18 protein-coding genes are annotated in these 22,466 nt (G+C 70.7%); 6 read left to right on the forward strand and 12 right to left on the reverse strand.

Annotated features, from left to right (window positions below; translation table 11 throughout):
* Positions 1 to 8: 8 nt before the first annotated feature.
* Both JIX55_RS21830 and JIX55_RS21835 read left to right on the forward strand, forming a co-directional pair.
* Entirely contained in the window at positions 9 to 356 is a 348-nt protein-coding gene (locus tag JIX55_RS21830) for a hypothetical protein (RefSeq protein ID WP_257564981.1), read from the forward strand.
* Positions 357 to 453: 97 nt separating this feature from the next.
* Positions 454 to 996 (forward strand): MOSC domain-containing protein, encoded by a 543-nt coding sequence (locus JIX55_RS21835; protein ID WP_257564982.1) that lies wholly within the window; start codon positions 454 to 456, stop codon positions 994 to 996.
* Between the two features lie 53 nt (positions 997 to 1,049).
* Here the strand turns inward: JIX55_RS21835 and JIX55_RS21840 are convergent, their stop codons facing one another.
* Complete coding sequence (locus JIX55_RS21840; RefSeq protein ID WP_257564983.1) at positions 1,050 to 1,934, reverse strand: DUF4351 domain-containing protein; 885 nt, start codon at positions 1,932 to 1,934, stop codon at positions 1,050 to 1,052.
* A 32-nt stretch (positions 1,935 to 1,966) separates the two neighbouring features.
* Entirely contained in the window at positions 1,967 to 2,377 is a 411-nt protein-coding gene (locus JIX55_RS21845; RefSeq protein WP_257564984.1) for an ATP-binding protein, read from the reverse strand.
* 216 nt (positions 2,378 to 2,593) lie between these two features.
* Between JIX55_RS21845 and JIX55_RS21850 the strand changes: the two genes are divergently transcribed.
* From JIX55_RS21850 to JIX55_RS21860, 3 genes are all read left to right on the forward strand, one after another.
* On the forward strand, positions 2,594 to 3,445 hold the full coding sequence (locus tag JIX55_RS21850; protein WP_257564985.1) for a helix-turn-helix domain-containing protein: 852 nt from the start codon (positions 2,594 to 2,596) through the stop codon (positions 3,443 to 3,445).
* Between the two features lie 8 nt (positions 3,446 to 3,453).
* Positions 3,454 to 3,657 carry a DUF397 domain-containing protein gene (locus JIX55_RS21855; RefSeq protein WP_257564986.1) on the forward strand — a complete coding sequence of 68 codons (204 nt, stop codon included), beginning with the start codon at positions 3,454 to 3,456 and terminating at the stop codon, positions 3,655 to 3,657.
* Positions 3,658 to 3,728: 71 nt separating this feature from the next.
* The gene (locus JIX55_RS21860; RefSeq protein WP_257564987.1) at positions 3,729 to 4,940 is read left to right on the forward strand and encodes a serine hydrolase domain-containing protein; all 1,212 of its coding nucleotides are present in this window, start codon (positions 3,729 to 3,731) and stop codon (positions 4,938 to 4,940) included.
* Between the two features lie 188 nt (positions 4,941 to 5,128).
* On the opposite strand, the gene JIX55_RS21865 is transcribed toward JIX55_RS21860, so the two are convergent.
* The 5 genes from JIX55_RS21865 to JIX55_RS21885 all read right to left on the reverse strand — a co-directional run bounded on the left by JIX55_RS21865 (position 5,129) and on the right by JIX55_RS21885 (position 13,550).
* Positions 5,129 to 5,809, reverse strand: coding sequence for a helix-turn-helix transcriptional regulator (locus JIX55_RS21865; RefSeq protein WP_257564988.1), 681 nt, complete (start codon positions 5,807 to 5,809; stop codon positions 5,129 to 5,131).
* Between the two features lie 287 nt (positions 5,810 to 6,096).
* On the reverse strand, positions 6,097 to 8,043 hold the full coding sequence (locus JIX55_RS21870) for an outer membrane protein assembly factor BamB family protein (RefSeq protein WP_257564989.1): 1,947 nt from the start codon (positions 8,041 to 8,043) through the stop codon (positions 6,097 to 6,099).
* A gap of 55 nt (positions 8,044 to 8,098) precedes the next feature.
* Complete coding sequence (locus tag JIX55_RS21875) at positions 8,099 to 9,886, reverse strand: outer membrane protein assembly factor BamB family protein (protein WP_257564990.1); 1,788 nt, start codon at positions 9,884 to 9,886, stop codon at positions 8,099 to 8,101.
* 389 nt (positions 9,887 to 10,275) lie between these two features.
* Positions 10,276 to 12,087: an ABC-F family ATP-binding cassette domain-containing protein gene (locus tag JIX55_RS21880; protein ID WP_257564991.1), complete on the reverse strand. Its 1,812-nt coding sequence runs from the start codon at positions 12,085 to 12,087 to the stop codon at positions 10,276 to 10,278.
* An 884-nt stretch (positions 12,088 to 12,971) separates the two neighbouring features.
* Positions 12,972 to 13,550: a DUF2269 domain-containing protein gene (locus JIX55_RS21885; protein ID WP_257564992.1), complete on the reverse strand. Its 579-nt coding sequence runs from the start codon at positions 13,548 to 13,550 to the stop codon at positions 12,972 to 12,974.
* A gap of 664 nt (positions 13,551 to 14,214) precedes the next feature.
* Between JIX55_RS21885 and JIX55_RS21890 the strand changes: the two genes are divergently transcribed.
* Complete coding sequence (locus JIX55_RS21890; RefSeq protein WP_257564993.1) at positions 14,215 to 15,837, forward strand: S8 family peptidase; 1,623 nt, start codon at positions 14,215 to 14,217, stop codon at positions 15,835 to 15,837.
* A 100-nt stretch (positions 15,838 to 15,937) separates the two neighbouring features.
* Here the strand turns inward: JIX55_RS21890 and JIX55_RS21895 are convergent, their stop codons facing one another.
* The 5 genes from JIX55_RS21895 to rsmA form a co-directional block, all read right to left on the reverse strand.
* Complete coding sequence (locus tag JIX55_RS21895) at positions 15,938 to 17,968, reverse strand: sensor histidine kinase (protein ID WP_257564994.1); 2,031 nt, start codon at positions 17,966 to 17,968, stop codon at positions 15,938 to 15,940.
* Positions 17,969 to 18,086: 118 nt separating this feature from the next.
* Positions 18,087 to 18,866 (reverse strand): MHYT domain-containing protein, encoded by a 780-nt coding sequence (locus tag JIX55_RS21900; protein WP_257564995.1) that lies wholly within the window; start codon positions 18,864 to 18,866, stop codon positions 18,087 to 18,089.
* A gap of 260 nt (positions 18,867 to 19,126) precedes the next feature.
* Positions 19,127 to 20,500, reverse strand: coding sequence for an acyltransferase family protein (locus JIX55_RS21905; RefSeq protein WP_257564996.1), 1,374 nt, complete (start codon positions 20,498 to 20,500; stop codon positions 19,127 to 19,129).
* Positions 20,501 to 20,553: 53 nt separating this feature from the next.
* Positions 20,554 to 21,486, reverse strand: coding sequence for a 4-(cytidine 5'-diphospho)-2-C-methyl-D-erythritol kinase (locus tag JIX55_RS21910; protein WP_257564997.1), 933 nt, complete (start codon positions 21,484 to 21,486; stop codon positions 20,554 to 20,556).
* A complete protein-coding gene (rsmA, locus tag JIX55_RS21915) occupies positions 21,483 to 22,424 on the reverse strand; it encodes a 16S rRNA (adenine(1518)-N(6)/adenine(1519)-N(6))-dimethyltransferase RsmA (protein ID WP_257564998.1) in 942 nt (313 codons plus the stop codon). The genes JIX55_RS21910 and rsmA overlap by 4 nt, the downstream gene beginning before the upstream one ends.
* Positions 22,425 to 22,466: the final 42 nt, after the last annotated feature.

Genomic DNA, 22,466 nt, shown 5'->3' on the forward strand with positions numbered 1-22,466 from the left:
GCATCCCCATGTCCGAGCACTCCGGTTCCTCCGGTTCCTCCGCTTCCTCCGGATACTCCGAGCGCGACGTCCAGCGCGAGGTCACCGAACTCCAGGGCAAGTCCGCCACCGCCGCCCAGCTCTTCGACATCCGCCGCATCATCGGCGGCCTCTTCGTCGTCTACGGCATCATCGTCACCATCGCCGGCATCACCGCCTCCGACGCCGACATCGACAAGGCGGAGGGCGTCAACATCAACCTGTGGACGGGGTTGGGGATGCTGGGGTTGGGGGTGTTCTTTTTGGCGTGGCTGCGGCTCAGGCCGACACCTCCGCCGGTGGACGCGGAGCGGCTGGCGGAGGAGGAATCCGAGTAACGCCGCGAGTGAGGGCCGGAGTTCACCCTGACCCTCATCCGCGGGCCCGAAGTTACGATCGTGGCTGATCATTGTCGCTCAGGAGGGGGATCCGAGAATGAGCGGGACGGTCACGGCGGTCAGCAGCAACGGCGAGTACTCGTTCACCAAGCCGAACCGGGACAGCATCACCCTGCTCGCCGGGCTCGGTGTGGAGGGTGACGTACATGCCGGGGTGACGGTCAAGCACCGCTCGCGGGTCGCGCAGGATCCCACCCAGCCGAACCTGCGCCAGGTCCACCTGATTCATGAAGAGCTCTTCGCCGAGGTCGGTGCGGAGGGATTCAGGGTGGTGCCCGGTGACCTCGGCGAGAACATCACCACCCGCGGCATCGATCTGCTCGGGCTGCCGGTCGGCACGCTGCTGCGCATCGGGGACGATGCGGTGCTGGAGGTGACCGGCCTGCGCAATCCCTGCCTGCAGATCGACAACTTCCAGAACGGGCTGCTGAAGCGGGTTGCCGGCCGAGACGAGGCCGGGAACATCGTGCGCAAGGCCGGAATCATGAGCATCGTGAAGGAGGGCGGCGCGGTGCGCCCCGGCGACACGATCAAAGCGGAGCTTCCCAGCGGGCCGCACCGACCCCTGGAGCGGGTCTGACGTTCGGCAAGACCCGCTCCAGGAACGGCCGACATCAATCGCGGGCCGACCTGTCAGTCCTCATCGAACAGGTCGGCCGCTTCGGTGACGTCGTAGGCGCGGTCCACCCAGATCTGGAGCAGGTCGGGGTCGGTACAGCCGCGCACGCGCTGGCGGACGGAGTCGGGTACCTCGATGTGGCGCCGGTCCAGGGTGCGCAGGATGCTCGCGATCTGCTCCTCCACCCGGCCCTCCACTCGACCTTCCTCGCGCAGCTTCACCGCGACCGGGTTCTTGAAGAAGTAGTTAACCGGCATCATCAGCTCCCTCCACACCTTCTTCGCCTGGGAGTCAACCAGGCCTGACTCGACGAGCTCCGCGAACACCGACGCAGTGTCAGGGTTCACGGTGTCCAGAACCGCTGCGAGTGGTTCCAGTATCGCAGCGGCATCCCGGCCTTTACCATGCGTGATCGCCGAAAACACCGCGAGGGTGACATCCCGCGCCACCTCCGCCTCGTCCGCGATCACCGGCACGTTGTCCGGCCCGAGGACGAGCGGCCGTACGACCAGCGAGGCCCAGGCCGGAAGACCGAACCGGATGGGCTGGGCGGCCCACCGGGCGGTGGAGCGGTTCTGGGTCATGACGATCAGCACCGGTTCGCAGCGGTACTTCTCGTGGAGGTACGCGAGGTAGTACGGCCAGCTGCCCCGCTTCCGATCGTCCTTCTCCCCCTGCGATTCCAGAACCAGCAGGAAGGCGCCCTCATCGGTGTCCACCCGCACCAGGCTGTCCACCCGGCGCTCCACCGGAGCGATCTCCGTCAAGTCCGTGTTGACCACGGAGATCGAGCGAGGCTCCGGGAACGGCACATGGAACAGCCTCCGGAAGCTGCGGATCATGCCCTCGGTGTCCTTCTGGCAGATCTGATGCAGCGCCTCGTGCGGCGAACTGACCATCGGATCTCCTTTCTGTCGGCGTGTTCAACGAGCTACGCGGCCATCAGTTCGCACCACACGTATTTGCCCCGGTGCCCGAACCGGGACGACGGCTGCCAGCCCCATACGTCCGTGCAGGCGCGTACGAGGGCGAGGCCTCGGCCGTCCTCCGCGCCAGGCTCCGCCAACCGGCCCGGGGGTTCCGGTGGTTCGGGGTCGGCGTCCCACGCGCCGATCCACAGCGCGCCGTCCGACCAGCGCACACGCAGGGCCGCGGGGCCCTTGGTGTGAAGTACGGCGTTGGCGATCAGCTCTGTGGCAAGGAGTTCGGCGGTGTCCAGGAGGGCGGTCAGGCCGTGCATCGTCAGGATGAGGCGGAGGGTACGGCGGGAGACGGTGACGGCCCGGGGGTCGTGGGGGATGTGGAGGACGTACTCCCAGGGTTCGGAGTCGTTTTCGGGCATGGGTCAGCTCCATCCGGGGGTGGGGAGTTTGTCGGGGCGGGCGGTGGCATTGCCTCAGCCGTCGTGGCGTGACGGAGTGGTGCGCTTCCGGAGGCCCGGCGTTCCGCAGCGTGTGCGGCGCGTCACCGACGGTAGGGCATTAATTTCTGCCTCTGCAACCCGCTGCCGTAATCTGGCACCCGAACGTGGCACAGCAACAAAGACGTTGGGGAGTACATGGCGGCGAGGAGTCATCCCACCGCGCGGCAAGTGCGCCTGGGAGCAGAACTGCGCAAGTTGCGTGAGGCCGCCGGCCTGAAGGCCCGCGAGGTCGCGGCGTTCCTAAACTCGACCTCGACCCAGATGAGTCAGGTGGAGGCGGGCATCGCGGCCGTCAGCGCAGAACGCATCCGCCTCCTCGCAGCTCACTACGCCTGCACGGACGAAGAGTTGATCAACGCGCTCGCGGCGATGGCGGGCGATCGCACACGCGGCTGGTGGGACAAGTACCGGAACGTCCTACCCCAGGTGAACCTGGACGTGGCCGAGGCGGAACACCATGCGACGTTCCTGCGCGAGATCGTCATCAACCGCGTCCCCGGGCTCCTCCAGACCCCGGACTACGCCCGAGCGGTCTTCAGGTACATGCGCCCGGAGCTGCCCGAGAGCGAGCTAGCGCCCCGGGTCGAGTACCGGATGAGGAGACGCTCAGTCATCGAGGGCGATGCCCCCACCCCGTACGAGACGACCGTCCACGAGTTCGCCCTGCGCATCCGAGTGGCCGACCGTCAGGCCTCCCTCGCTCAACTCCGGTGGATTCTTGACCGGATCGAGCAGGGCCACGTCACCGTGCGCGTCATTCCCATCGACCAGGACGGCTTTGGCGGTGCCGGAACCTCGATGGTGTACGCGGGCGGTCCAGTGCCGCAGCTGGACACCGTGTTCCGAGACTCCCCCACCGGCGTCGTATTCATCGATGCAGACCCACAGTTGCAACGGCTCCGAACACTCCTTCGTAAGGTGGAGGAAGCGTCGCTGGACCCGGTGGCGTCGCGGGACTACATCCACTGCTTGACGAAGGAGCTGTGAGGCACCCCATGAACCACACCCTGCGCTGGCAGAAGTCGACGTTCTCCGACGGCGGCGAAGGAGACACCTGCGTCGAACTGGCCGCCATATCACCCCACTTGGTCACCCTCCGCGAATCCGATACCCCCACCACCCACCTCAACACCACCCCCACCCCCCTCGCCGGCCTCCTCCACCACATAAAGACCGGCGGCTTCCGTACCCCGAACTGAGGAAAACCCCCGCCGGCACGTGGGGGCCCGCCGGATGGCATGCTCCAAACGCGCGTTCCTACGGTGGTCGCATGCCTACCCCCACGCCCCACACCACCGGCCGAACGGCCGCGACGTCAGCCGTCGGTCTCGCCCTCGCGCTCCTCGCAGCCCTCGCCCCGGCCCACGCCCAAGCCGCCGCCTCGGACCCCCTGCAACGTGACACCGACGCCCTGCGCGACGCCGGCGTGACCGGGGTGTCCGTGCGGCTGGACTCGCCTCACCGCAAACGGACCGTCCGCAGCGGCGTGGGCGACCTCACCACGGGCGCGCCCGTGCCGCCCGCCGGGTACATCCGTCTCGGCAGCACCACGAAGACGTACGTCGCGACCGTGGTCCTCCAACTCGTCGGCGAGGGGCGGCTGTCGCTGGAGGACAGCGTGGACCGGTGGCTGCCGGGGGTGGTCCGGGGCAACGGCAATGATGGGCGGCGGGTCACCGTCCGACAACTCCTCCAGCACACCAGCGGGCTGCCGGACTACACCGCGGACGTCGTCCCGGACATGAGCGCCGCCGGGTATCTGAAGCACCGCTCGACGACCTACACCTCGGAGCAGCGCGTCGCGTTCGCCATGACGCATCCACCGGTCTTCGAGCCGGGGGCCCGCTGGGAGTACTCCAACACCAACTACATCCTGGCCGGCATGGTGATCGAGGCGGTCACCGGCCGGGCCTGGGGCCAGGAGGTGCGGGATCGGATCCTGCGCCCGCTGGGGCTCACGCGCACCCTCACGCCGGGCAACGACCCTCGTCTTCCCCGCCCACACGCCCGTAACTACCAGCAGTTCCAGCCGTCCGAGTCGGGGGACGGCCCCATGACGGACGCCACCCTCGCCTATCTCCCCTTCGACGGAGACGCCGACGGCTCCATGATCAGTACGACCGCCGATACCAACCGCTTCTTCTCCGCGCTCCTGAGCGGCAGGCTGCTCGCCCCCGCGCAGTTCGTCGAGATGCGGCGCACGGTAGCCGTGCCCGAGACCCCCGACGAGGTGCCGGGCTCGCGCTACGGACTGGGACTGGCGTGGACGCCCCTGACCTGCGGCGGAGGCTACTGGGGCCACAGCGGCAGCGGCTTCGGCTATCTGGCGTGGCCCGCGACCACGCCCGACGGCCGGGTCTCGGTCACCGTCTCCGTACACAGCCGGCCGGGCGACGAGGAGACCGCCGTACGCCAGATCCATGGCATCACGGACCTGATCGACCACGCCGTGTGCGCCCAGGTCGGGAAGGACAGGAAGTAGCCGCCGGGTCACAGCCCCCGCGCAGAAAGCAGGACTCTGCTGGCGGATCCCGCTGAGGCGAAACAAGTGTCCGCACCGTCTCACGACACGCCGTGAAACGGCCGATCGGGATGGGACTCGCGAGCCAATAGGCAACCGTTGGCCGGATTCGCCGACAGCATCGGAAGCAGCCGCCGGGGGGCCGGGCCCTAGTCCCCCACCCCCGGCGGACGATGCGGTACGGGCCCCGCCCGGTCCAGCAACCCCGTGCGCGCCGCCAGTGCCGCCGCCTCCAGCCTCGACCCCACGCCCAGCTTCATCAGCACCCGCTGGACGTGGGTGCGGGCGGTGGACGGGGCGATGCCCATGCCCGCCGCGATCAGCCTCGTGTCCTCGCCGTCCGCGACGCGGACCAGGACCTCGACCTCGCGAGGCGTCAGCATCTGCAAGAGCCGCTGGCCCTCGTCGTCCGGCTGGGCCGCCGGGTTCAGCAGCTCGCTGAAGGCGCTCTGGAGCAGTTGGGGCGCCACTGCGGCCTCCCCGGCGCGGGCCTTCATGATGGCCCGCTCGACCCCCTCGATGCGCTCGTCGTGCCGTACGTAGCCCGACGCGCCCGCGGCGAAGGCGGCGGCTATGCCGCGCGGGTTGGGTACCGGTCCGAGGACCAGGACCGCCACCTGCGGACGTTCCCGCTTGATCTTCACCACCGGGTCGAATATGCCCGGCTCGGCGGGTGTCGCCGTGCCGAGCAGGCACACCTCGGGTGCCCTTGTGATCACCAGCTCCGCCGCGCCCGCGGCGGGCGCCGCCGCGGCGAGCACCCGGTGCCCCCGCAGCTTCAACGCCGAGGCCAGCGCCTCGGCGAGCAGTCGGTGGTCGTCGACCACCATGAGCCGCACTCCCATCGAGCCAGCCACCCCCCAGTCCCCCCAATGGTTGCCAACTATGGCTGCCCACTGGTGCTCACGGACAGAAGCCCCCCGACTTCCCCGTCTACTCCCCCGCACTCATGCCCCCGGAAGCTACACGCTTGTTCGACGTTGCGCTCCCCCTATCGGAGAGAAGTGCCCCGGATTACCGAAATTCCCTCCCATTCGAGCGTGATGAGGGATACGTGCACGGCCCCGCCCCTGAGCTGGGACGGGGCCGTCGAACGAGGCCGAGGGGGCGCGTGGGGTTACTTCGCCCCGAAGCCGAGCGCCGTGTACTCCTTCTCGTCGGCCGAGTACGGCTGGCTGACGAGATCCTTGCCCATGAAGAGCCGTCCGTCGGTGTAAAGGAGCTCGCTCAGCGTCGGGACCATGCCGCTGATCGCGGAGCGGACCGTGTCGGTGGACGGGGTCTCCAGGAGCACCGTCTGCTTCAGCGTCTTGCCGTCGACGGAGACCACCTGGGAGCCCTTGTCGTACGGGCCGTCCTTCCAGGCGATGATGTTCGGCCCGTCCATGCGGATCGGGAACAGCTCGTAGTCGTCGCCCGCGTCGACGCGGTCGCCGGTGGACTTACCGGAGGCCAGCGAGAAGGAGACGATCTCGTTGGTCGAGCTGTACGCGCCGGTGCCGTCGTGGTTCTCGGTCGGCATGTACACCTTGTCGTTGCCGACGTAGATGCCCTTGCAGGCCCAGACGCCGCGGACCGGGCACTCGTAGTTGTATTTCTTGTCCGGGATGGAGATCTTGGCGCGCAGCTTGCCGCTCTCGTCGAGCGAGAAGATGTCGCTCGTACCGGTCAGCGGGACGTCGCTGCCCGTCACCACACCGAAGACCACCGGCTTGGTGGAGATGATCTTGGCGCGCTGGATGCCGGAGGGCACCTTGTAGGTCCACTTGACGCTGCCCGACTTCGGGTCGAGCAGCTGGACCTCGAAGGTCTCGCTGCCGTAGTCGCCGCACTTGCGGACCGCGATCAGCTGGGCGCCGCCCGCGTAGCCCTCGTCCGTGCACTCGCCGGCCTTCGGCGACCACAGCACCTTGCCGGAGTTGACGTCGAAGGCGCCGCCGCCGGAGTAGCCGCCGGCCGCGGCGACCGTCGTACCGGAGATGGTGACCTCGCCGAACGGCACCTTCTCGCCGCTCAGCTCGGAGCTCTTGGTCCACAGCTCCTTGCCGGTCTCCACGTTGAACGCGGTGACCTCGGTGCAGGGCTGGCGGTCGTCGTTGTTCTTGCGCTTGGCCGCCTCGGTCACCACGACGGCGACACCCTCGGTGGTGATCTCACGGGAGGCGGCGCAGGTCTGACCGGCCAGGTCCAGCGTCCACTTGGACTTCCCGCTGTCCGGGTCATAGCCGATGATCTTGTTGAGCGCGGCCTTGGCGTACGTGGCCTCCGTCAGCCAGGAGCCCTTGACGCTGTCGATCGCCTGCTTTTCCTTGACCTCGTGCGCGGGCACCTGGAACAGGATCTTCGCACTGGTGCTGGACGGCACCTTCTCCTGCGCGTCGGCCGGCACCTCGACGCCGCCGGTCGACGAACCGCCGGACGACGACGTGCCGCCGTCGTCGCCCTTGGTGTCGTCCTTGCCGCCGGTCGTGCCCTCCGAACTGGCCGTTTCGTTCTTGCCGTTGTCGTCGTCGCCGGAGGAGGTGGCGAGATAGACACCGCCGCCGACGATGAGCGCGATGGCCGCGACCGCCGCGGTGATGATGATCGCCGTGGAGTTGAGCTTCTTCTTGCCGACCGGGGCCTGCCCCACCTGCGGCTGCATCGGCATGGTCTGCGGCTGGTAGCCGTACGGCCCGGGCTGGGGCTGCTGGCCGTACGGGCCGGGCTGCGGCTGGCCGTAGGGCCCCGGCTGACCGGGCTGGCCCGGGTAGCCGTAGCCGGGCTGCGGCGGAGGCGTCTGCTGCGGGTAGCCGTAGCCGGGGCCCTGCGCGGGCGGGGGTGCCTGCGGCGGCTGGGCCGGCGGTGGGGTCTGCTGGGCCGGGGGTGCCTGCGGGTAGCCGTAGCCCGGGCCCTGGGCGGGCGGGCCCTGCGGCGGGGGCGTCGGGGCGCCGAACCCGCCGGACGGCGGGGGTGTGGGCGCGCCGAAGCCGCCCTGCGGCGGGGCGTCCTGCGGGGGCTGGGCGGGCGGCTGGTTCGGGGGCGGGCCCGGCGGCTGGTTCGGCGGGGGCGGCTGGTGCGTCATGGCGTGGATACCTCGGAGCGGATCTGGGTGGACGGGTGAGGGACGGGCCGGGAGGTCACTTGCCGTAGGCCAGCATCAACTTCTCCTTCGCGTCGTCGACACCGTTCAGCAGGGTGTTGGAGATGTAGAAGCGCCCGTCCACGTAGTCGACGGCCTCCCCATAGAAGGTGCTCTCGATCTTCGCGGCGCTCGCCGGCAGTTGCATGAGCTTGGTGGCCTTGCGGTTGTCGCCGGTCGTCGGGAAGGACACGACCTGGCCGCCCTCGCCCTGCGACGGCTCGACGTACGTGATCAGTTTCGAGCCCTCGATCTTGACCGACGCCATCACCGCGTCGGAGGAAGGGGACTTGACGCGCCACTTCTCCTTGCCGGTCGCGAGGTTCAGCGCGACGATCTCGTTCGTTCCGTCCTTCTCCTCGGTCGGCAGGTAGAGGGTGTTCGCGTCGGCCGCGACGCCCACACAGCTCTGGATGTCGCGGGTGACGATCCCGCCGTCGCACTCGGGCGCGAACGTCTCGGCCGAGTCGACCTGCGAACGGATCGAGCCGTCGGCGTTCAGGGTGGCGATGTTCCAGGTGTTGTCTTCCTCATTGGTGAGGTAGAGGACGAGCGGGTTCACGGAGTACGCGTGCTCGACCCGCCAGCCCTTGGGGACCTTCCACGTCCACTTGGCCTTGCCGGTCGCCGGGTCGAGCTCCTGGACCTCGTCGTGTTCCTTCTCGGTGGTCACCGCGCAGGAGGAGAGGGAGATCAGCCGCGCGCCGCCCGCGAACCCGGCCGGGTAGCAGGACTGGCCGTAACTCTTCTTGTCCCACAGCTTCTTGCCCGTGTTGACGTCGTACGCCGTCCCGGACTGGGAGCGGCCCACCAGGAGCGTGCTGCCGGTGACGGACAGCTGCACGCTGCTGGCGCTGTCGAACAGGTCGCCCTTCTCCAGCTCCACGTGCCAGCCCTTCTCGCCGGTGTTCAGGTCCACCTGCTGGAGCTGGTCGCACTCGGCGTTCGCCGAGTCGTTCTCCTGGTACGAGATCACGATCCGGTCGCCGGAGGCCGCCTGCGGGGTGACCGAGCAGATCTCGCCGCTGAACTCGATCGGGTCCCAGGCGGGGTTCCCGTCACCGACGTTGTAGGCGAAGAGCTGCTTGTACGCCGGCTTCACGGCGACCTTGTCGGTGACCCACAGGCCGGGGGCGTACGCGCCGGAACCGGGGGCGTCGGGCGCGCTCTTGTACCAGAGCACCTTCGCCTCGCCGGCCTTGCGGTCCGCGTTGAGGTCGGAGACGTCGACGTCGTCGCCGCCGTCGCCGCTGCCGTCGCCCTTGTTGACGGGCTGGGTGGGCGAGGGCTTGGCGTCCTCGGTCGGGCTCGCGCTCTCCTTGGCGACCGGCTTCTTCTCTCCGTCGTCACCGAGGCCCGTCACCGCGAACACCGTGCCGCCGACCACGAGCAGCGCGGCCACGGCAGCGCCGATGATCATCGCGGGCTTGCCCTTGAAGGGGTTCTTCGAGCCACCGCCGGCGCCCGGCGGCGGGGTGGGCGCGCCCGGGTACTGGGACTGCGGGTAGCCGTAACCGGCCTGCGACGCCGGGTTGTAGGGGCCGGCCTGCGACGCCGGGTTGTAGGGGCCGGGCTGCGCGTACGGTCCCGGCTGCTGCGGCTGGGCGTACGGGCCCTGTTGCGCGGGCGGTTGCTGGGGGTAGCCGTAGCCGGGACCCTGTGCGGGCGGGCCCTGCGGCGGGGGCGTCTGTGGGTAGCCGTACGGCTGTTGCGGCTGCGACGGCGGTGGTGGGTTCTGCGGAGCTCCGAAGCCGCCCTGCGACGGCTGATCGGGTGGCTGAGTCATCAGCGCTTTCCCCCTGTTCGCTGCTTTCGAGCCACCCGTGGTCACGCGTGGTGTCGCTTCTCAGACTGTTGAGACTCTTCTCAGACGGCTCTTTCTATCACTGCGACGCTGCCACGCACGGGGCCGGTCGCTCCCCTGTTCCCAAGGGAGAACCGGCCCGTGATGCCCTCGTTACGCTCCTTCACGCCCCCTTCACGGGACGTGCGCGCCTTGCGCCATACGCCATTTGAAGGCGCGGGCGCCTTATTGGCGCCGGGCAAGGGCCGGGCCCTGAAGGGGCGCGGGGCTGTGTTGATATGCGGCTCCGCCGCGTGGCGCGACCGGCCACGAACAACCGGCGCCGGCACCGAACATCAGCCCCAACGACGAGCGGCCGCCCGGCTCTACCGCTACGCGTCGTCGGCCAGTTCCAGCCACCGCATCTCAAGCTCCTCCTTCTCGGCGCCCAACGCCCGCAACTCCGCGTCGAGTTCCCCCACCTTCGCGAAGTCCGTCGCGTTCTCCGCGATCCGCGCGTGCAACTTCGCCTCCTTCTCGGAGACCTTGTCCAACTGCCGCTCGATCTTCTGGAGTTCCTTCTTCGCGGCCCGGGCGTCGGCGGCGTTCTTCTGCGCGGCCTCGGCGGCGGGCTTCACGGCGACCCCGGCGGCGGCCGCCGCCACTTCCTCCATCTTGTGGCGCCGCTCGATGTACTCGTCGATCCCGCGCGGCAGCATCCGCAGCGTCGCGTCGCCGAGGAGGGCGAACACCTTGTCCGTCGTGCGCTCGATGAAGAACCGGTCGTGGGAGATCACGATCATCGACCCCGGCCAGCCGTCGAGGAGGTCTTCCAACTGCGTGAGGGTCTCGATGTCGAGGTCGTTCGTCGGCTCGTCGAGGAAGAGGACGTTGGGCTCGTCCATCAGCAGCCGCAGAATCTGGAGCCGCCGCCGCTCACCACCGCTGAGGTCGCCCACCGGCGTCCACTGCTTCTCCTTGTTGAAGCCGAAGGTCTCGCAGAGCTGCCCCGCCGTCATCTCGCGCCCCTTGCCGAGGTCGACGCGGTCGCGGATCTGCTGCACGGCCTGGAGCACCCGCCAGGTGGGGTCGAGCTCGGCGACCTCCTGGGACAGATACGCGAGCTTGACGGTCTTGCCCGTGACGACGCGTCCGGCGGCGGGCTGCTTCTCGCCGTCGCTGCGCGCGGCCTCGGCCATGGCCCGCAGCAGGGAGGTCTTGCCGGCGCCGTTGACCCCGACGAGCCCGATCCGGTCGCCCGGTCCGAGGTGCCACGTCAGATGCTTCAGCAGCACCTTCGGCCCGGCCTGCACGGTGACGTCCTCCAGGTCGAAGACGGTCCTGCCCAGCCGGGACGACGCGAACTTCATCAGCTCGCTGGTGTCACGCGGCGGCGGCACGTCCGCGATCAGCTCGTTCGCCGCCTCGACCCGGAACCGGGGCTTCGACGTACGGGCGGGCGCCCCGCGCCGCAGCCACGCCAGCTCCTTGCGGACCAGGTTCTGCCGCTTGGTCTCCTCGGTGGCGGCGATGCGCTCCCGCTCGGCCCGTGCGAAGACGTAGTCGGAGTACCCGCCCTCGTACTCGAAGACCGAGCCCTTCTGCACGTCCCACATCCGCGTGCACACCTGGTCCAGGAACCACCGGTCGTGGGTGACGCAGACGAGCGCGGACCGCCGCTCCCGCAGATGGCCGGCGAGCCAGGAGATGCCCTCCACGTCGAGGTGGTTGGTGGGCTCGTCGAGAACGATCAGGTCCTGCTCCTCGATGAGCAGCTTGGCGAGCGCGATGCGCCGCCGCTCACCGCCGGAGAGCGGCCCGATGACGGTGTCGAGCCCCTGCGGGAACCCGGGCAGGTCGAGGCCGCCGAACAGCCCGGTCAGTACGTCCCGGATCTTGGAGTTCCCCGCCCACTCGTGGTCCGCCATGTCCCGGATGACCTCGTGCCGGACGGTGGCGGCCGGGTCGAGGGAGTCGTGCTGGGTGAGCACGCCGACGTGGATGCCGCCGGAGTGGGTCACCCGCCCGGAGTCGGCCTCCTCCAGCTTCGCGAGCATCCGGATCAGGGTCGTCTTCCCGTCCCCGTTCCGCCCCACGACGCCGATCCGGTCCCCTTCGGAGACGCCGAGCGAGACCCCGTCGAGCAGGGCGCGGGTGCCGTACACCTTGCTGACGTTCTCGACATTGACCAGGTTGACGGCCATTACTCTCCTGCCACGGGGACGATCGACCCTCCAGGGTAGTCGGCGGGGCGGAGGGGCGTGACGGGGCGGCGGGGCGGGACCCCGTGACCGGGACCGGGAACGCCGTGACCGGGACCGGGACGCCGACGGGTCCCGGGCGAGGCATCGCCGCCGGGACGAGGCATCGCCGCCGTGGCCAGGCACCGCCGCCGGGCCAGGGCTAGACGCCGTGACCGCGGCCGGGGACGCCGACTGGGGCCGGGGGCCAACGTCGCCGACTGGGGCCGGGGACCAAGGGCCAAGGGCCGGGAACGCCGCGCCCCAGGGCCAGGGCGCCGACGGGCCCCGGGCGAGGCAGCGCCGCCGGGACGCCGACGAGGCCCAGACGAGACGCCGCGACCACGACCGGGGACACCGGCTGGGGCCGGGGGCCGACGTCGCCGACTAGGGCCGGGGACCAAGGGCCAAGGGCCGGGAACGCCGCGCCCCAGGCCGGAGCCGGGAACGCCGCGACCCAGGGCCAGGACGCCGACGGGCCCCGGGCGAGGCAGCGCCGCCAGGACGCCGACGAGGCCCAGACGAGACGCCGCGACCACGACCGGGGACACCGACTGGGGCCGAGGGCCAACGTCGCCGACTAGGGCCGGGAACGCCGCGCCCCAGGCCGGAGCCGGGAACGCCGCGACCCAGGGCCAGGACGCCGACGGGCCCCGGGCGAGGCAGCGCCGCCAGGACGCCGACGAGGCCCAGACGAGACGCCGCGACCACGACCGGGGACACCGACTGGGGCCGGAGGCCAACGGCCAAGGGCCGGGAACGCCGCGACCCGGACCGGAGCCGGGAACGTCGGCGTCCCCGGCCCGATACGCCGGCGGGCCCCGGGCGAGGCACCGCCGCCCGGCTTTTCAGCTGGGCGCGGCAGCGCTCTCGCCCGTGCGGCCGGGGCCGGCGGGCCGAGTCGGGCGTCCCGCGTCGGTCCGCTCGCCGCGGGCGGCCTTCCGGAGCCGGCGGCCGCGCTTGGTGAGCCCCCAGGGCTTCAGCACCGAGATCACCGTCATGAAGACGTACGCGGAGAGCGAGACGACCGGCCCGAACAGCACGTCTCCCACGTCGGGCAGCGGGCCGCCCGCGGCGACGGCGGTGACGGCGGAGTTCACGCCGGGGCGCAGCGCGACGACCGTGGCGGTGAGGGTGGCCAGGGTCAGCCAGAACTTCGTGCAGACCCAGCGGTACCGGGCCAGCCCCCACCGGGTACCCAGCGACAGCGCCAGACCGCTGACGAACGTCAGGAGCGCGACCGGGATCAGGAGCCAGTCCGCGAACAGTTTCATGGCCCGGACGGACGCCTCCACCGTCACCGCGGACCCGGTCGTGCCCGCGGTGACCCCGAGCGCGAGCAGCCCGAACGTGAGCCCGAGCCAGCACGCGGAGGCGGCTACATGGACGACGAGGAAGGCCCGGCGTACGGGACGGCTTGTCTGCATGCGCACCACGGTGCCGGGCAGGGGCGCCGGGGTCGTCTGCTCACGGGAGTATCCGGGGCTACTGGGCTCGGCGTACGGGACGGAGTCGCGGCTGCTCCCCGCTCCTCTCGGCGCACCGGCGTGGAGGGGGCGTTCGGGGCCGTACGGATCAGGCCGTCAGCGTGACGCGGGGCAGGCCCACGCTCGCGCCGCCCCCGAAGCCCTCCACGCGCGGCCGGGTGCCCGCCGGGAAGTGCCGCTGCGGGTACGCCTGGCCAGAAACGACCAGCCGAACCGCGTCAGCGCCCGTGCGTGGACCACGAACGGGTGGAGCGCCGACACCAAGGGTGAGGAGGTCGGAGGGGTCCGGGCCTACCGGTGGTGACGGACGGACACCTCGACCTCTCCCCGATACGTGCCCGTGTCGTACGAACCGACGCAGCCCAAGATCATGAGTTACGCCGCAGCGCGCACCCCTGTCCCGAGGCTCCAACTCCCCACTTTTGAGACCCGATTGGGCGCCCGAATTGAGTGAGCCGAGGGGCGCGGGCGCATCTCCCTACCCGTACGTAGGGATTCCCCTCATTGACGTGATCGCGTCAATGACATCACTGTATGTCACCAGGACGCCACCCCCCAATTTCGGTCAGTCCGCGCAAGTCTTCACGAGAGGGGAACCACCCCGATGTTCGTGCAGCACTCCACCACCCCCCACGCCCCCGGTCGCCGCAGACGCGGTGCGCTCGCCGCCGTGGTCTCCGCCGCCGCCCTGTTCACCGTCGGTGCCGCGACCGCCGCCCCCGCGGTCGCGGCGCCCGCGGAGGGCAAGATCGTCGGCGCGAACGCCGAGAACGCCATCAAGGGCAGCTACATCGTCACGCTCAAGGAGAGCCTCCCCTTCAAGGCGGCCTCCACCAAGGGCAAGGCGGTCGCCACCCGGTACGGCGCCGAGGTCGAGCAGACGTACAAGAGGGCGCTGAACGGCTACGCCACCGAGATGACCGAGGCGGAGGCGAAGCAGCTCGCCGCCGACCCGGCCGTCGCCACGGTCGCCACCAACAAGACCGTCCACATGAGCGACACCCAGACCGGCGCGACCTGGGGTCTGGACCGCATCGACCAGGCCGACCTGCCGCTCGACTCGTCGTACACGTACCCCAGCAGCGCGGGCAGCGGCGTCACCGCCTACATCATCGACACGGGCGTACGGATCACCCACACCGACTTCGGCGGGCGGGCGTCCTACGGCTACGACGCCGTCGACAACGACACCAGCGCCGGCGACGGCAACGGCCACGGCACACACGTCGCCGGCACCGTCGCCGGCACCACCTACGGTGTCGCCAAGGCCGCCGACATCGTCGCCGTCCGCGTCCTCGACGACGAGGGCTCCGGCACGACCGCCGGTGTCGTCGCCGGTATCGACTGGGTGACCGAGAACGCCCAGTTCCCGGCCGTCGCCAACATGTCGCTCGGCGGCGGCGCGGACTCCACCCTCGACGCCGCCGTCGCCAACTCCATCTCCGCGGGCATCACCTACGCTGTCGCGGCCGGCAACGACAACGCCAACGCGTCCAGCTACTCGCCGGCCCGTGTCGCCTCCGCGATCACCGTCGGCGCCTCCACGAGCGCCGACGCCCGGTCGTCCTTCTCCAACTACGGGTCGTCGCTGGACATCTTCGCGCCGGGTTCGTCCATCACCTCCGCGTCGAACAGCTCCAACACGGCCACCGCGACCTACTCCGGTACGTCGATGGCGTCCCCGCACGTCGCCGGCGCGGCCGCCGTCTACCTCGGCGAGAACCCGAGCGCCACGCCCTCCGCGGTCTCCACGGCCCTGACCTCGGCGGCATCCGCCTCCACCCTCACCAGCGTCGGCACCGGCAGCCCCAACCTGCTGCTCCAGGTCACCCCGAGCGGTGACGGGGACGACGGCGGTGACGACGGCGGCGACACCGGCGCCGCCTTCGAGTCGACCACCGATGTCTCCATCCCGGACGCCGGTTCCGCGGTCTACTCGCCCCTCACCGTCAGCGGCCTCACCGGCAGCGCGCCCAGCGACCTGTCCGTGTACGTCAACATCGTCCACACCTACCGCGGCGACCTGGTCATCGACCTCGTCGCCCCGGACGGCTCGACGTACCGCCTGAAGAGCAGCAGCTCCTCCGACTCCACGGACAACGTCGACGCCACCTACACGGTCGACGCCTCCAGCGAGACGACGGTCAACGGCTCCTGGCAGCTGAAGGTCCAGGACGTCTACAGCGCGGACACCGGTTACATCAACAGCTGGAAGCTGACCTTCTGATCAACCGGCCCCAGCAGTAGATCCCAGCGACAAGAACGCCGTGCGCCCCGGGGACACCCCCACCCGAGGCGCACGGCAGCTTTCGTGCCCGGCCGTGCGGCTACCGCCGCCGCTGCTGCTGCTGGATCAGCGCCGACGCCGGGGCCGGCGAACGCCCGTCGGAGGCCGACTCGTGGTGGACGGGCATGTCGTCGCGGATCAGGTTCTCGGGGATGAAGACGGTCGCGGCGACGCCTCCGTTGGTCGACTGGCGCAATTCGACGCGCAGACCCTGGCGGTCGGCGAGCCGGTTCACCACGAACAGCCCGATCTGCTTGGCGTCGAGGAGGTCGACCTTCTCCGACCGGATCTTGCGGTTGGCGTCGGCCATCGCCTCCTCGTTCATGCCGAAGCCGCTGTCCTCGACCTCGATGAGGACACCGTCGCGCGTCCGGGCGGCGCGCAGCTGCACCTTGGTGGAGGGCGGGGAGAACGCGGCGGCGTTCTCGACGAGCTCGGCGAGCAGATGGATGACGTCGGCGACGGAACCGCCGTTCAGCGACACGCGCGGTGCGGCCCAGATATGGACGCGGGTCGCGTCCTCGATCTCGGCGACGGCGGCCCGCAGGATGTCCGACAGCGCGATCGGGTCGCGCCAGCCGCGCCCGGGGGCGATCCCGGACAGGATGAGCAGCGACTCGGAGTGGCGCCGCATCCGGGTGGCGAGGTAGTCGATGCGGAAGAGGTCGTACAGCTCGGCGTGGTTCTGCTGTCCCTGCTGGCGCTGCTCCATCACGCTGAGCAGGTCGAGCTGGCGGTGGAGCAGCACCTGGCTGCGGCGGGCGAGGCTGACGTACACCCCGGAGATACCGCTGAGGAGTTCGGCGCGCTCGGAGGCCGCCTTGAGCGCTGCCCGCTGGACGGCCGTCAACGCGCTGCCCACCTGGGCGAGTTCGTCGCCGGCGAGGCGCCGCATCGGGGCCTCGGCGTCGATGTCGACACCCTGCCCGGCGTGCAGCTTGCGCATGGCCTGCGGCAGGCGTCGGCCGGCGACTTCGAGGGCGGAGTTGCGCAGGTCGAGGAGTTCGACGATGAGGCCGCGGCCGACGCTCACGGAGACGAGGAGCGACAGCAGCACGCCGACGAGACCGAGGACCACCGCGACGCCGGAGGCGCCGAGCGAGTCCCAGCCGAAGACCTCCGCCTTCGCCGCCGCACCCGTACCGGCGTCCTCCTCCGCCTCGGCGAGGCCCTTGAGCACGGACGTCGAGGAGGATTCCCAGTCCTTCAGCACGGCCGCCGACACGGCACCCGCCCCGGCGTCGCTCACCCGGTCCTCGACCTTGCCGAGGGTGGTGTAACCGTCGCTCTTCAGCAGCGCGTCGTAGGCGGGCCGGTGCTCGGCCTTGAGGTCGGCGACGGCGGGCCTCAGCAGCTCGCGCTGTGTGGCGACGGCACCGATGAACCGCGCGTACTGCTCCTTGGTGAGCGTCCCGGACGCGGTGGCGGCGGCCAGCAACGCCTGCTCGCGGGCCACGGCGTCGCGGACGCGGGAGAGTTCGAGGACGACACGCGCCTCGGAGGTCGCGTCCGTGCCCTTCTCGCTGGTGAGCGCACCGGTCACGGCGAAGGCGTGCTCGACGACCGTCGAGTACCCGGTGTACGCCGTCGACACCGAGTCCTCCCCGGCGGACCCGGTGGACTTCGCCCCCGACCCGGTGGTCTCCGCGCGCAGGGCCGCGAGGGCGCTGAAGTCGGATTCGAGCGCGTCCAGGCGGTCGGGCAGACCGCTGTCGATGAGGCCCGCGTCCGAGCTGGAGGAGTTGAGGCCCTCACGGAGCGCCGTCACGGCCTTGTCGGTGGTCTGCTGATCGGCCCTCAGGTCGTCCAGGCCGGATTCGGTGCGCCCGGCCGCGTACCGGATGGCGGCGGTCCGCTCGGCCTGCAGGGCGGTCACGAACTCGGCGACCGGCGCGAGCAGTTCGATGTTGACGTCCTTGGCACGCTCGGTGTCACCGATGCTCGCCACGGTCGTCACGGCGGCGTAGCTCCACAGCGCCATGAGCGACACGATGGGCAGCATCAACAGGGCGACGATCTTCGCCCGCACGGATCTGGGTCGCAGCCGGGCGGTCATACGGAAGACTTTCATGGGGACCTCGCTCGGAGAGGGCGGCTCAAGCGCCCCGTGAGGGGCGCGGGGCCCTGCGCGACCAGCCCCCCACCGGCCCGCAGGTCACAACGGCGCTCCAAGCGGAGCGCTCACGTGCTCAGGCAGTCGACAGTTCGACCTCACGCAGCAGTTCATCGGCGAAAGCCGACTCCGCACGCTTGCCGGTCGGCGACAGCGCCACGTACGCGGCGGTCAGGAAGAGGAACGAGCCCAGCAGCACGGCCAGCGGGAACAGGAACTCCGTGGCCGTGGCCCCGCCCAGCTCGGCGGTGCTGGGCGCGAGGTCGATGCGCACGGCGTACATCGCGGTGTAGTGCATGCTGCTGACCGCGAGCCCCATGACCAGCGCGGCGATCGCGGCGAGGACACCGCCGCGCACGATGAGCGTGAGCGTCAGCGCGGCGGTCGCGGCGACGACGGCGATCACCACGGAGGCGATGACCAGCGAAGGGTGGTAGTCGACCTCGCCGTGCAGGTTGAGCGCGGCCATCCCGGTGTAGTGCATGGCGGCCACGCCGAGCCCGGTACCGAGGCCGCCGAAGGCCACCGCCCGGACCCGGGAGCGGCCGTAACCGGCGGTGAAGACACCGGCGCCGACCACGGCGATCGCCATCACCAGGCTGAGGACGGTCATGGGGACGTCGTAACGGATGGGCGTCCCTTCCACGCCGAAGCCCATCATCGCCACGAAGTGCATGGTCCAGATGCCCGAGCCGATCGCGAACGACGCGAGGATCAGCCAGTTCCGCTTCGAGGCGCCCTCGGCCTCAAGTGCCCTGACGGTGCAGCGCAGTCCGAGTGCGGAGCCGACGCAGGCCATGACGTAGGAGAGCACGGGGGTGACCCATCCGGCGCTGAAGTGGTCCATGTGTCCCATGAAGGAACCCCTCTCGCCCGCCGCGCGGACGACACCGTGCGCACGGGAAGTACCGTCGGTAACGAGTCACCGGGGATCGAGATCATGCCACTCGCAATTGACGTGCAGAGCAGGCGAAATGGGGACCAGCACGGATATTCGGGAGAATCAAAGTACTGTGGCGTGGGTTACAGCACAGCAAGTGCCCGTCCGGTCACGGCGAAAACCCTGTGACCTGCACGTTTTTCACACATCGTCCGCACGCCACCGTCATTGGGCGGTCACCCGCGCCCCACACGCTCCACCATCAGCCATCCTATGAGCGTCATGGCCACCGCCGCCGGAGCGCTCACCTGAACGGCGATCAACAGGGCCGTACGCCCCTCGAACAGCCCGCCGAATCCGACCATCGAGAGCCCGAGCACCCCGAAGAGGCAGAGCACGACACCGAGGGTGGCAGCGGGCCCGGAGTACGCCGCTGACCTGCCCGAACTCCCTTGCGTGCGCGGGGTGACGGACTGTACGACGGCCCGTGCGGCGGGTCGTTCGAAGCTCCGGAAGGCGGCGACGAGGACCGCCGTGAGGACGGCCGCAGCGGCGATCCGCAGGGGCAGTTGGGCCCACCAGGCACCCGTCGCGGGCGCGGGCAGCGGCACATCCAGCGCGAGCAGGACGCCGTACACCCCGAGCATGGCCGAAAGGTGCCACAGGAACGCCGTCATCGAGATGCCGTTGGCCGCCACGACCGCCCGCCACACCTTCGGCCGCTCCAGCCACCGCGTCACCGGCCCGCGCAGCCACTCCACCGCGCCGACCAGCCACAGCCCGTGGCACAGCAGCGCGAAGGTCGGCGGCGCCATGTTCGACACCTTCTCGCCCGGCATCCCCACCATCGACAGCGGATACGGCCCGTACGCCACCAGCAGCGCGGCCCCCGCGAGCCCTGCCCCGGCGAGCAGATACGGCCGCGTCAACCGCCCGTCGGCACGCAGGAACCCGAGCTGGTGGATCGCGAGCCAGACGAACGCGAAGTTGAGGAACTCGACGAACGGCACGTCGAGCGCGAACCGCAGCACGTCCACGAGCGCGGCGGCCGCGACAAGCCCCCCGAACGCGCCCCACCCGTACTTCTCATGCAGCGTCAGCAGCGGCGGGGTGAAGGCGACCATCGCGAGATAGATCCCGATGAACCACAACGGCTGCGCGACCAGCCGCAGCGCGACGTCGAGCAGTCCGCCGCCTTCGCCCACGAGGTGGAGAAGCACGGCGGCGGCACCCCACACGCCTATGAACACCATGGTGGGGCGGAGGAGCCGCTGGAGACGGGCGCGGAGGAAGGCGGGGTAGACGGAAGAAGCCCCCTCGCCCGTGCTCTTGCGGCTGAGCGAGCGGTAGGAGAGAGCGTGTGAGAAGCCGCCGACGAAGAAGAACACCGGCATGATCTGCAGGGCCCAGGTGAGGATCTGGAGCCGCGGCTCGACGGCGAGGAGGTTCCCCACCTCGACCCGGCCGTCACCACCGGTCGTGACCGCCGCCATCAGCCAGTGGCCGAGGACGACCGTGCCGAGGGAGGCGACCCGCAGCAGGTCGACGTACCGGTCTCGGGTGGACGGGGTGGCGGCGGCGAGTTCTCTCGCACTCACGCTTGCACTCATGGGAGTACGGTCGCGCGGGCGCCCGGTCGGGCATCAGCGCTCCCGTACTCAACTCACGTCTGAGTACGTCGCGTTCGCGGGGCTTGTGGGACGACCGTCGCTCCCGGCGCGGGCGAGGCGGCCACACGCGCGGCCTTGCAGGTGCCGGACGCGAGGAGCCCCTGAGCGATGGTGTGTGCCGACTCGGCGTCCCGGGCGAGGAACGCCGTGGTCGGCCCCGAGCCGGAGACGAGCGCGGCGAGCGCGCCGGCCGCGTGGCCCTCGGCGAGGGTGTCGGCCAGCTTCGGGAACAGCGAGAGGGTGGCGGGCTGGAGGCCGTTGGAGTCCGGCAGGAAGGCCGCGAGCGCGTCGACGTCGCCCTTGGCGAGCGCGTCGAGCAGCACCTGGGAGGCGATGGGCTCGGGCACGACGTCGTGCTCGTGGAGCCGGTCGAACTCGCGGTAGACGGCGGGAGTGGAGAGCCCGCCGTCGGCGACGGCGAACACCCAGTGGAACGAGCCGCCCACGTCGAGCGGCCGGAGCTGCTCGCCCCGCCCGGTCCCGAGGGCCGCCCCGCCCACCAGGCTGAACGGCACATCGCTCCCCAACTCCGCGCAGATGTCGAGGAGTTCGTCGCGCGAGGCGTTCGTACCCCACAGCGCGTCGCAGGCGAGCAGCGCGCCGGCCGCGTCCGCGCTGCCGCCGGCCATGCCGCCGGCCACGGGGATGTCCTTGGCGATGTGCAGATGCACGGCGGCCTCGACGCCGTGGCGTTCCGCCAGCGCGAGCGCGGCACGGGCGGCGAGGTTCGTACGGTCCAGGGGGACCTGGTCGGCGCCGGGGCCCGCGCAGGTGACGGTCAGCTCGTCGGCCGGGGTGGCGGTGACCTCGTCGTACAGCCCGACGGCGAGAAAGACGTTGGCCAGGTCGTGGAACCCGTCGGGGCGGGCGCCGCCGACCGCGAGCTGGACATTGACCTTGGCGGGGACGCGAACGGTGACGCTCACGACTGGCCGGGCTCCTTGGTGTCGGTGTTGTCGGTGCCGGTGGGGCTGGCTGCGTCGCCCGCGTCGTCGGTGTTCTCCGCGACCCTGTTCTCGGCGACGGCGGCGAACTCCTCGACCGTCAGGGACTCGCCGCGGGCCTGCGGGGAGACGCCGGCGGCGACGAGGGCGGCCTCGGCGGCGGCCGCGGAACCGGCCCATCCGGCGAGGGCGGCGCGCAGCGTCTTGCGCCGCTGGGCGAAGGCCGCGTCGACGACCGCGAACACCTCGCGCCTGGTGGCGGTGGTCTTGATCGGCTCGGTCCGGCGGACGAGCGAGACGAGCCCGCTGTCGACGTTCGGCGCCGGCCAGAAGACGTTCCGCCCGATCGACCCGGCCCGCTTGACCTCCGCGTACCAGTTCGCCTTCACCGACGGCACGCCGTACACCTTCGAGCCCGGCCCCGCGGCGAGGCGGTCGGCGACCTCCGCCTGGACCATCACGAGGGTGCGCTCGATGGTCGGGAAGGTCTCGAGCATGTGCAGCAGCACGGGGACGGCGACGTTGTACGGGAGGTTCGCGACGAGGGCCGTGGGGGCCGGGCCGGGAAGCTCCGTGACGTGCATGGCGTCCGCGTGCACGAGGGCGAAGCGGGCGGCGCGGGTGGGCATGCGGGCGGCGATCGTCGCGGGGAGCGCGGCGGCGAGTACGTCGTCGATCTCGACGGCCGTGACCCTGTCCGCGACCTCCAGCAGGGCCAGGGTGAGGGAGCCGAGGCCCGGCCCCACCTCGACGACCGTGTCCTCCGGGCGGACGTCCGCGGTCCGCGCGATCCGGCGCACCGTGTTGGCGTCGATGACGAAGTTCTGGCCGCGCTGCTTGGTGGGCCGTACGCCGAGCGCGGCCGCGAGTTCGCGGACGTCGGCGGGGCCCAGGAGGGCGTCGGGGGTGGGGCTGGTCACGGGACAAGGGTACGGGGCGGGGACTGCGCCCCCGCCCATGGG

The organism is Streptomyces sp. DSM 40750 (genome assembly GCF_024612035.1).
In the GTDB taxonomy this organism is placed as follows: domain Bacteria; phylum Actinomycetota; class Actinomycetes; order Streptomycetales; family Streptomycetaceae; genus Streptomyces.

Bases quoted from the DNA above. Each gene is read 5' to 3' on its own strand.
- JIX55_RS21835 (WP_257564982.1), top strand. From the start codon at position 454: ATGAGCGGGACGGTCACGGCGGTCAGCAGCAACGGCGAGTACTCGTTC.
- JIX55_RS21875 (WP_257564990.1), bottom strand. From the start codon at position 9,886: ATGACTCAGCCACCCGATCAGCCGTCGCAGGGCGGCTTCGGAGCTCCG.
- JIX55_RS21845 (WP_257564984.1), bottom strand. From the start codon at position 2,377: ATGCCCGAAAACGACTCCGAACCCTGGGAGTACGTCCTCCACATCCCC.
- JIX55_RS21860 (WP_257564987.1), top strand. From the start codon at position 3,729: ATGCCTACCCCCACGCCCCACACCACCGGCCGAACGGCCGCGACGTCA.
- JIX55_RS21850 (WP_257564985.1), top strand. From the start codon at position 2,594: ATGGCGGCGAGGAGTCATCCCACCGCGCGGCAAGTGCGCCTGGGAGCA.
- JIX55_RS21855 (WP_257564986.1), top strand. From the start codon at position 3,454: ATGAACCACACCCTGCGCTGGCAGAAGTCGACGTTCTCCGACGGCGGC.
- JIX55_RS21885 (WP_257564992.1), bottom strand. From the start codon at position 13,550: ATGCAGACAAGCCGTCCCGTACGCCGGGCCTTCCTCGTCGTCCATGTA.
- JIX55_RS21905 (WP_257564996.1), bottom strand. From the start codon at position 20,500: ATGAGTGCAAGCGTGAGTGCGAGAGAACTCGCCGCCGCCACCCCGTCC.
- JIX55_RS21830 (WP_257564981.1), top strand. From the start codon at position 9: ATGTCCGAGCACTCCGGTTCCTCCGGTTCCTCCGCTTCCTCCGGATAC.
- JIX55_RS21895 (WP_257564994.1), bottom strand. From the start codon at position 17,968: ATGAAAGTCTTCCGTATGACCGCCCGGCTGCGACCCAGATCCGTGCGG.
- JIX55_RS21865 (WP_257564988.1), bottom strand. From the start codon at position 5,809: ATGGTGGTCGACGACCACCGACTGCTCGCCGAGGCGCTGGCCTCGGCG.
- JIX55_RS21880 (WP_257564991.1), bottom strand. From the start codon at position 12,087: ATGGCCGTCAACCTGGTCAATGTCGAGAACGTCAGCAAGGTGTACGGC.
- JIX55_RS21900 (WP_257564995.1), bottom strand. From the start codon at position 18,866: ATGGGACACATGGACCACTTCAGCGCCGGATGGGTCACCCCCGTGCTC.
- JIX55_RS21890 (WP_257564993.1), top strand. From the start codon at position 14,215: ATGTTCGTGCAGCACTCCACCACCCCCCACGCCCCCGGTCGCCGCAGA.
- JIX55_RS21840 (WP_257564983.1), bottom strand. From the start codon at position 1,934: ATGGTCAGTTCGCCGCACGAGGCGCTGCATCAGATCTGCCAGAAGGAC.
- JIX55_RS21870 (WP_257564989.1), bottom strand. From the start codon at position 8,043: ATGACGCACCAGCCGCCCCCGCCGAACCAGCCGCCGGGCCCGCCCCCG.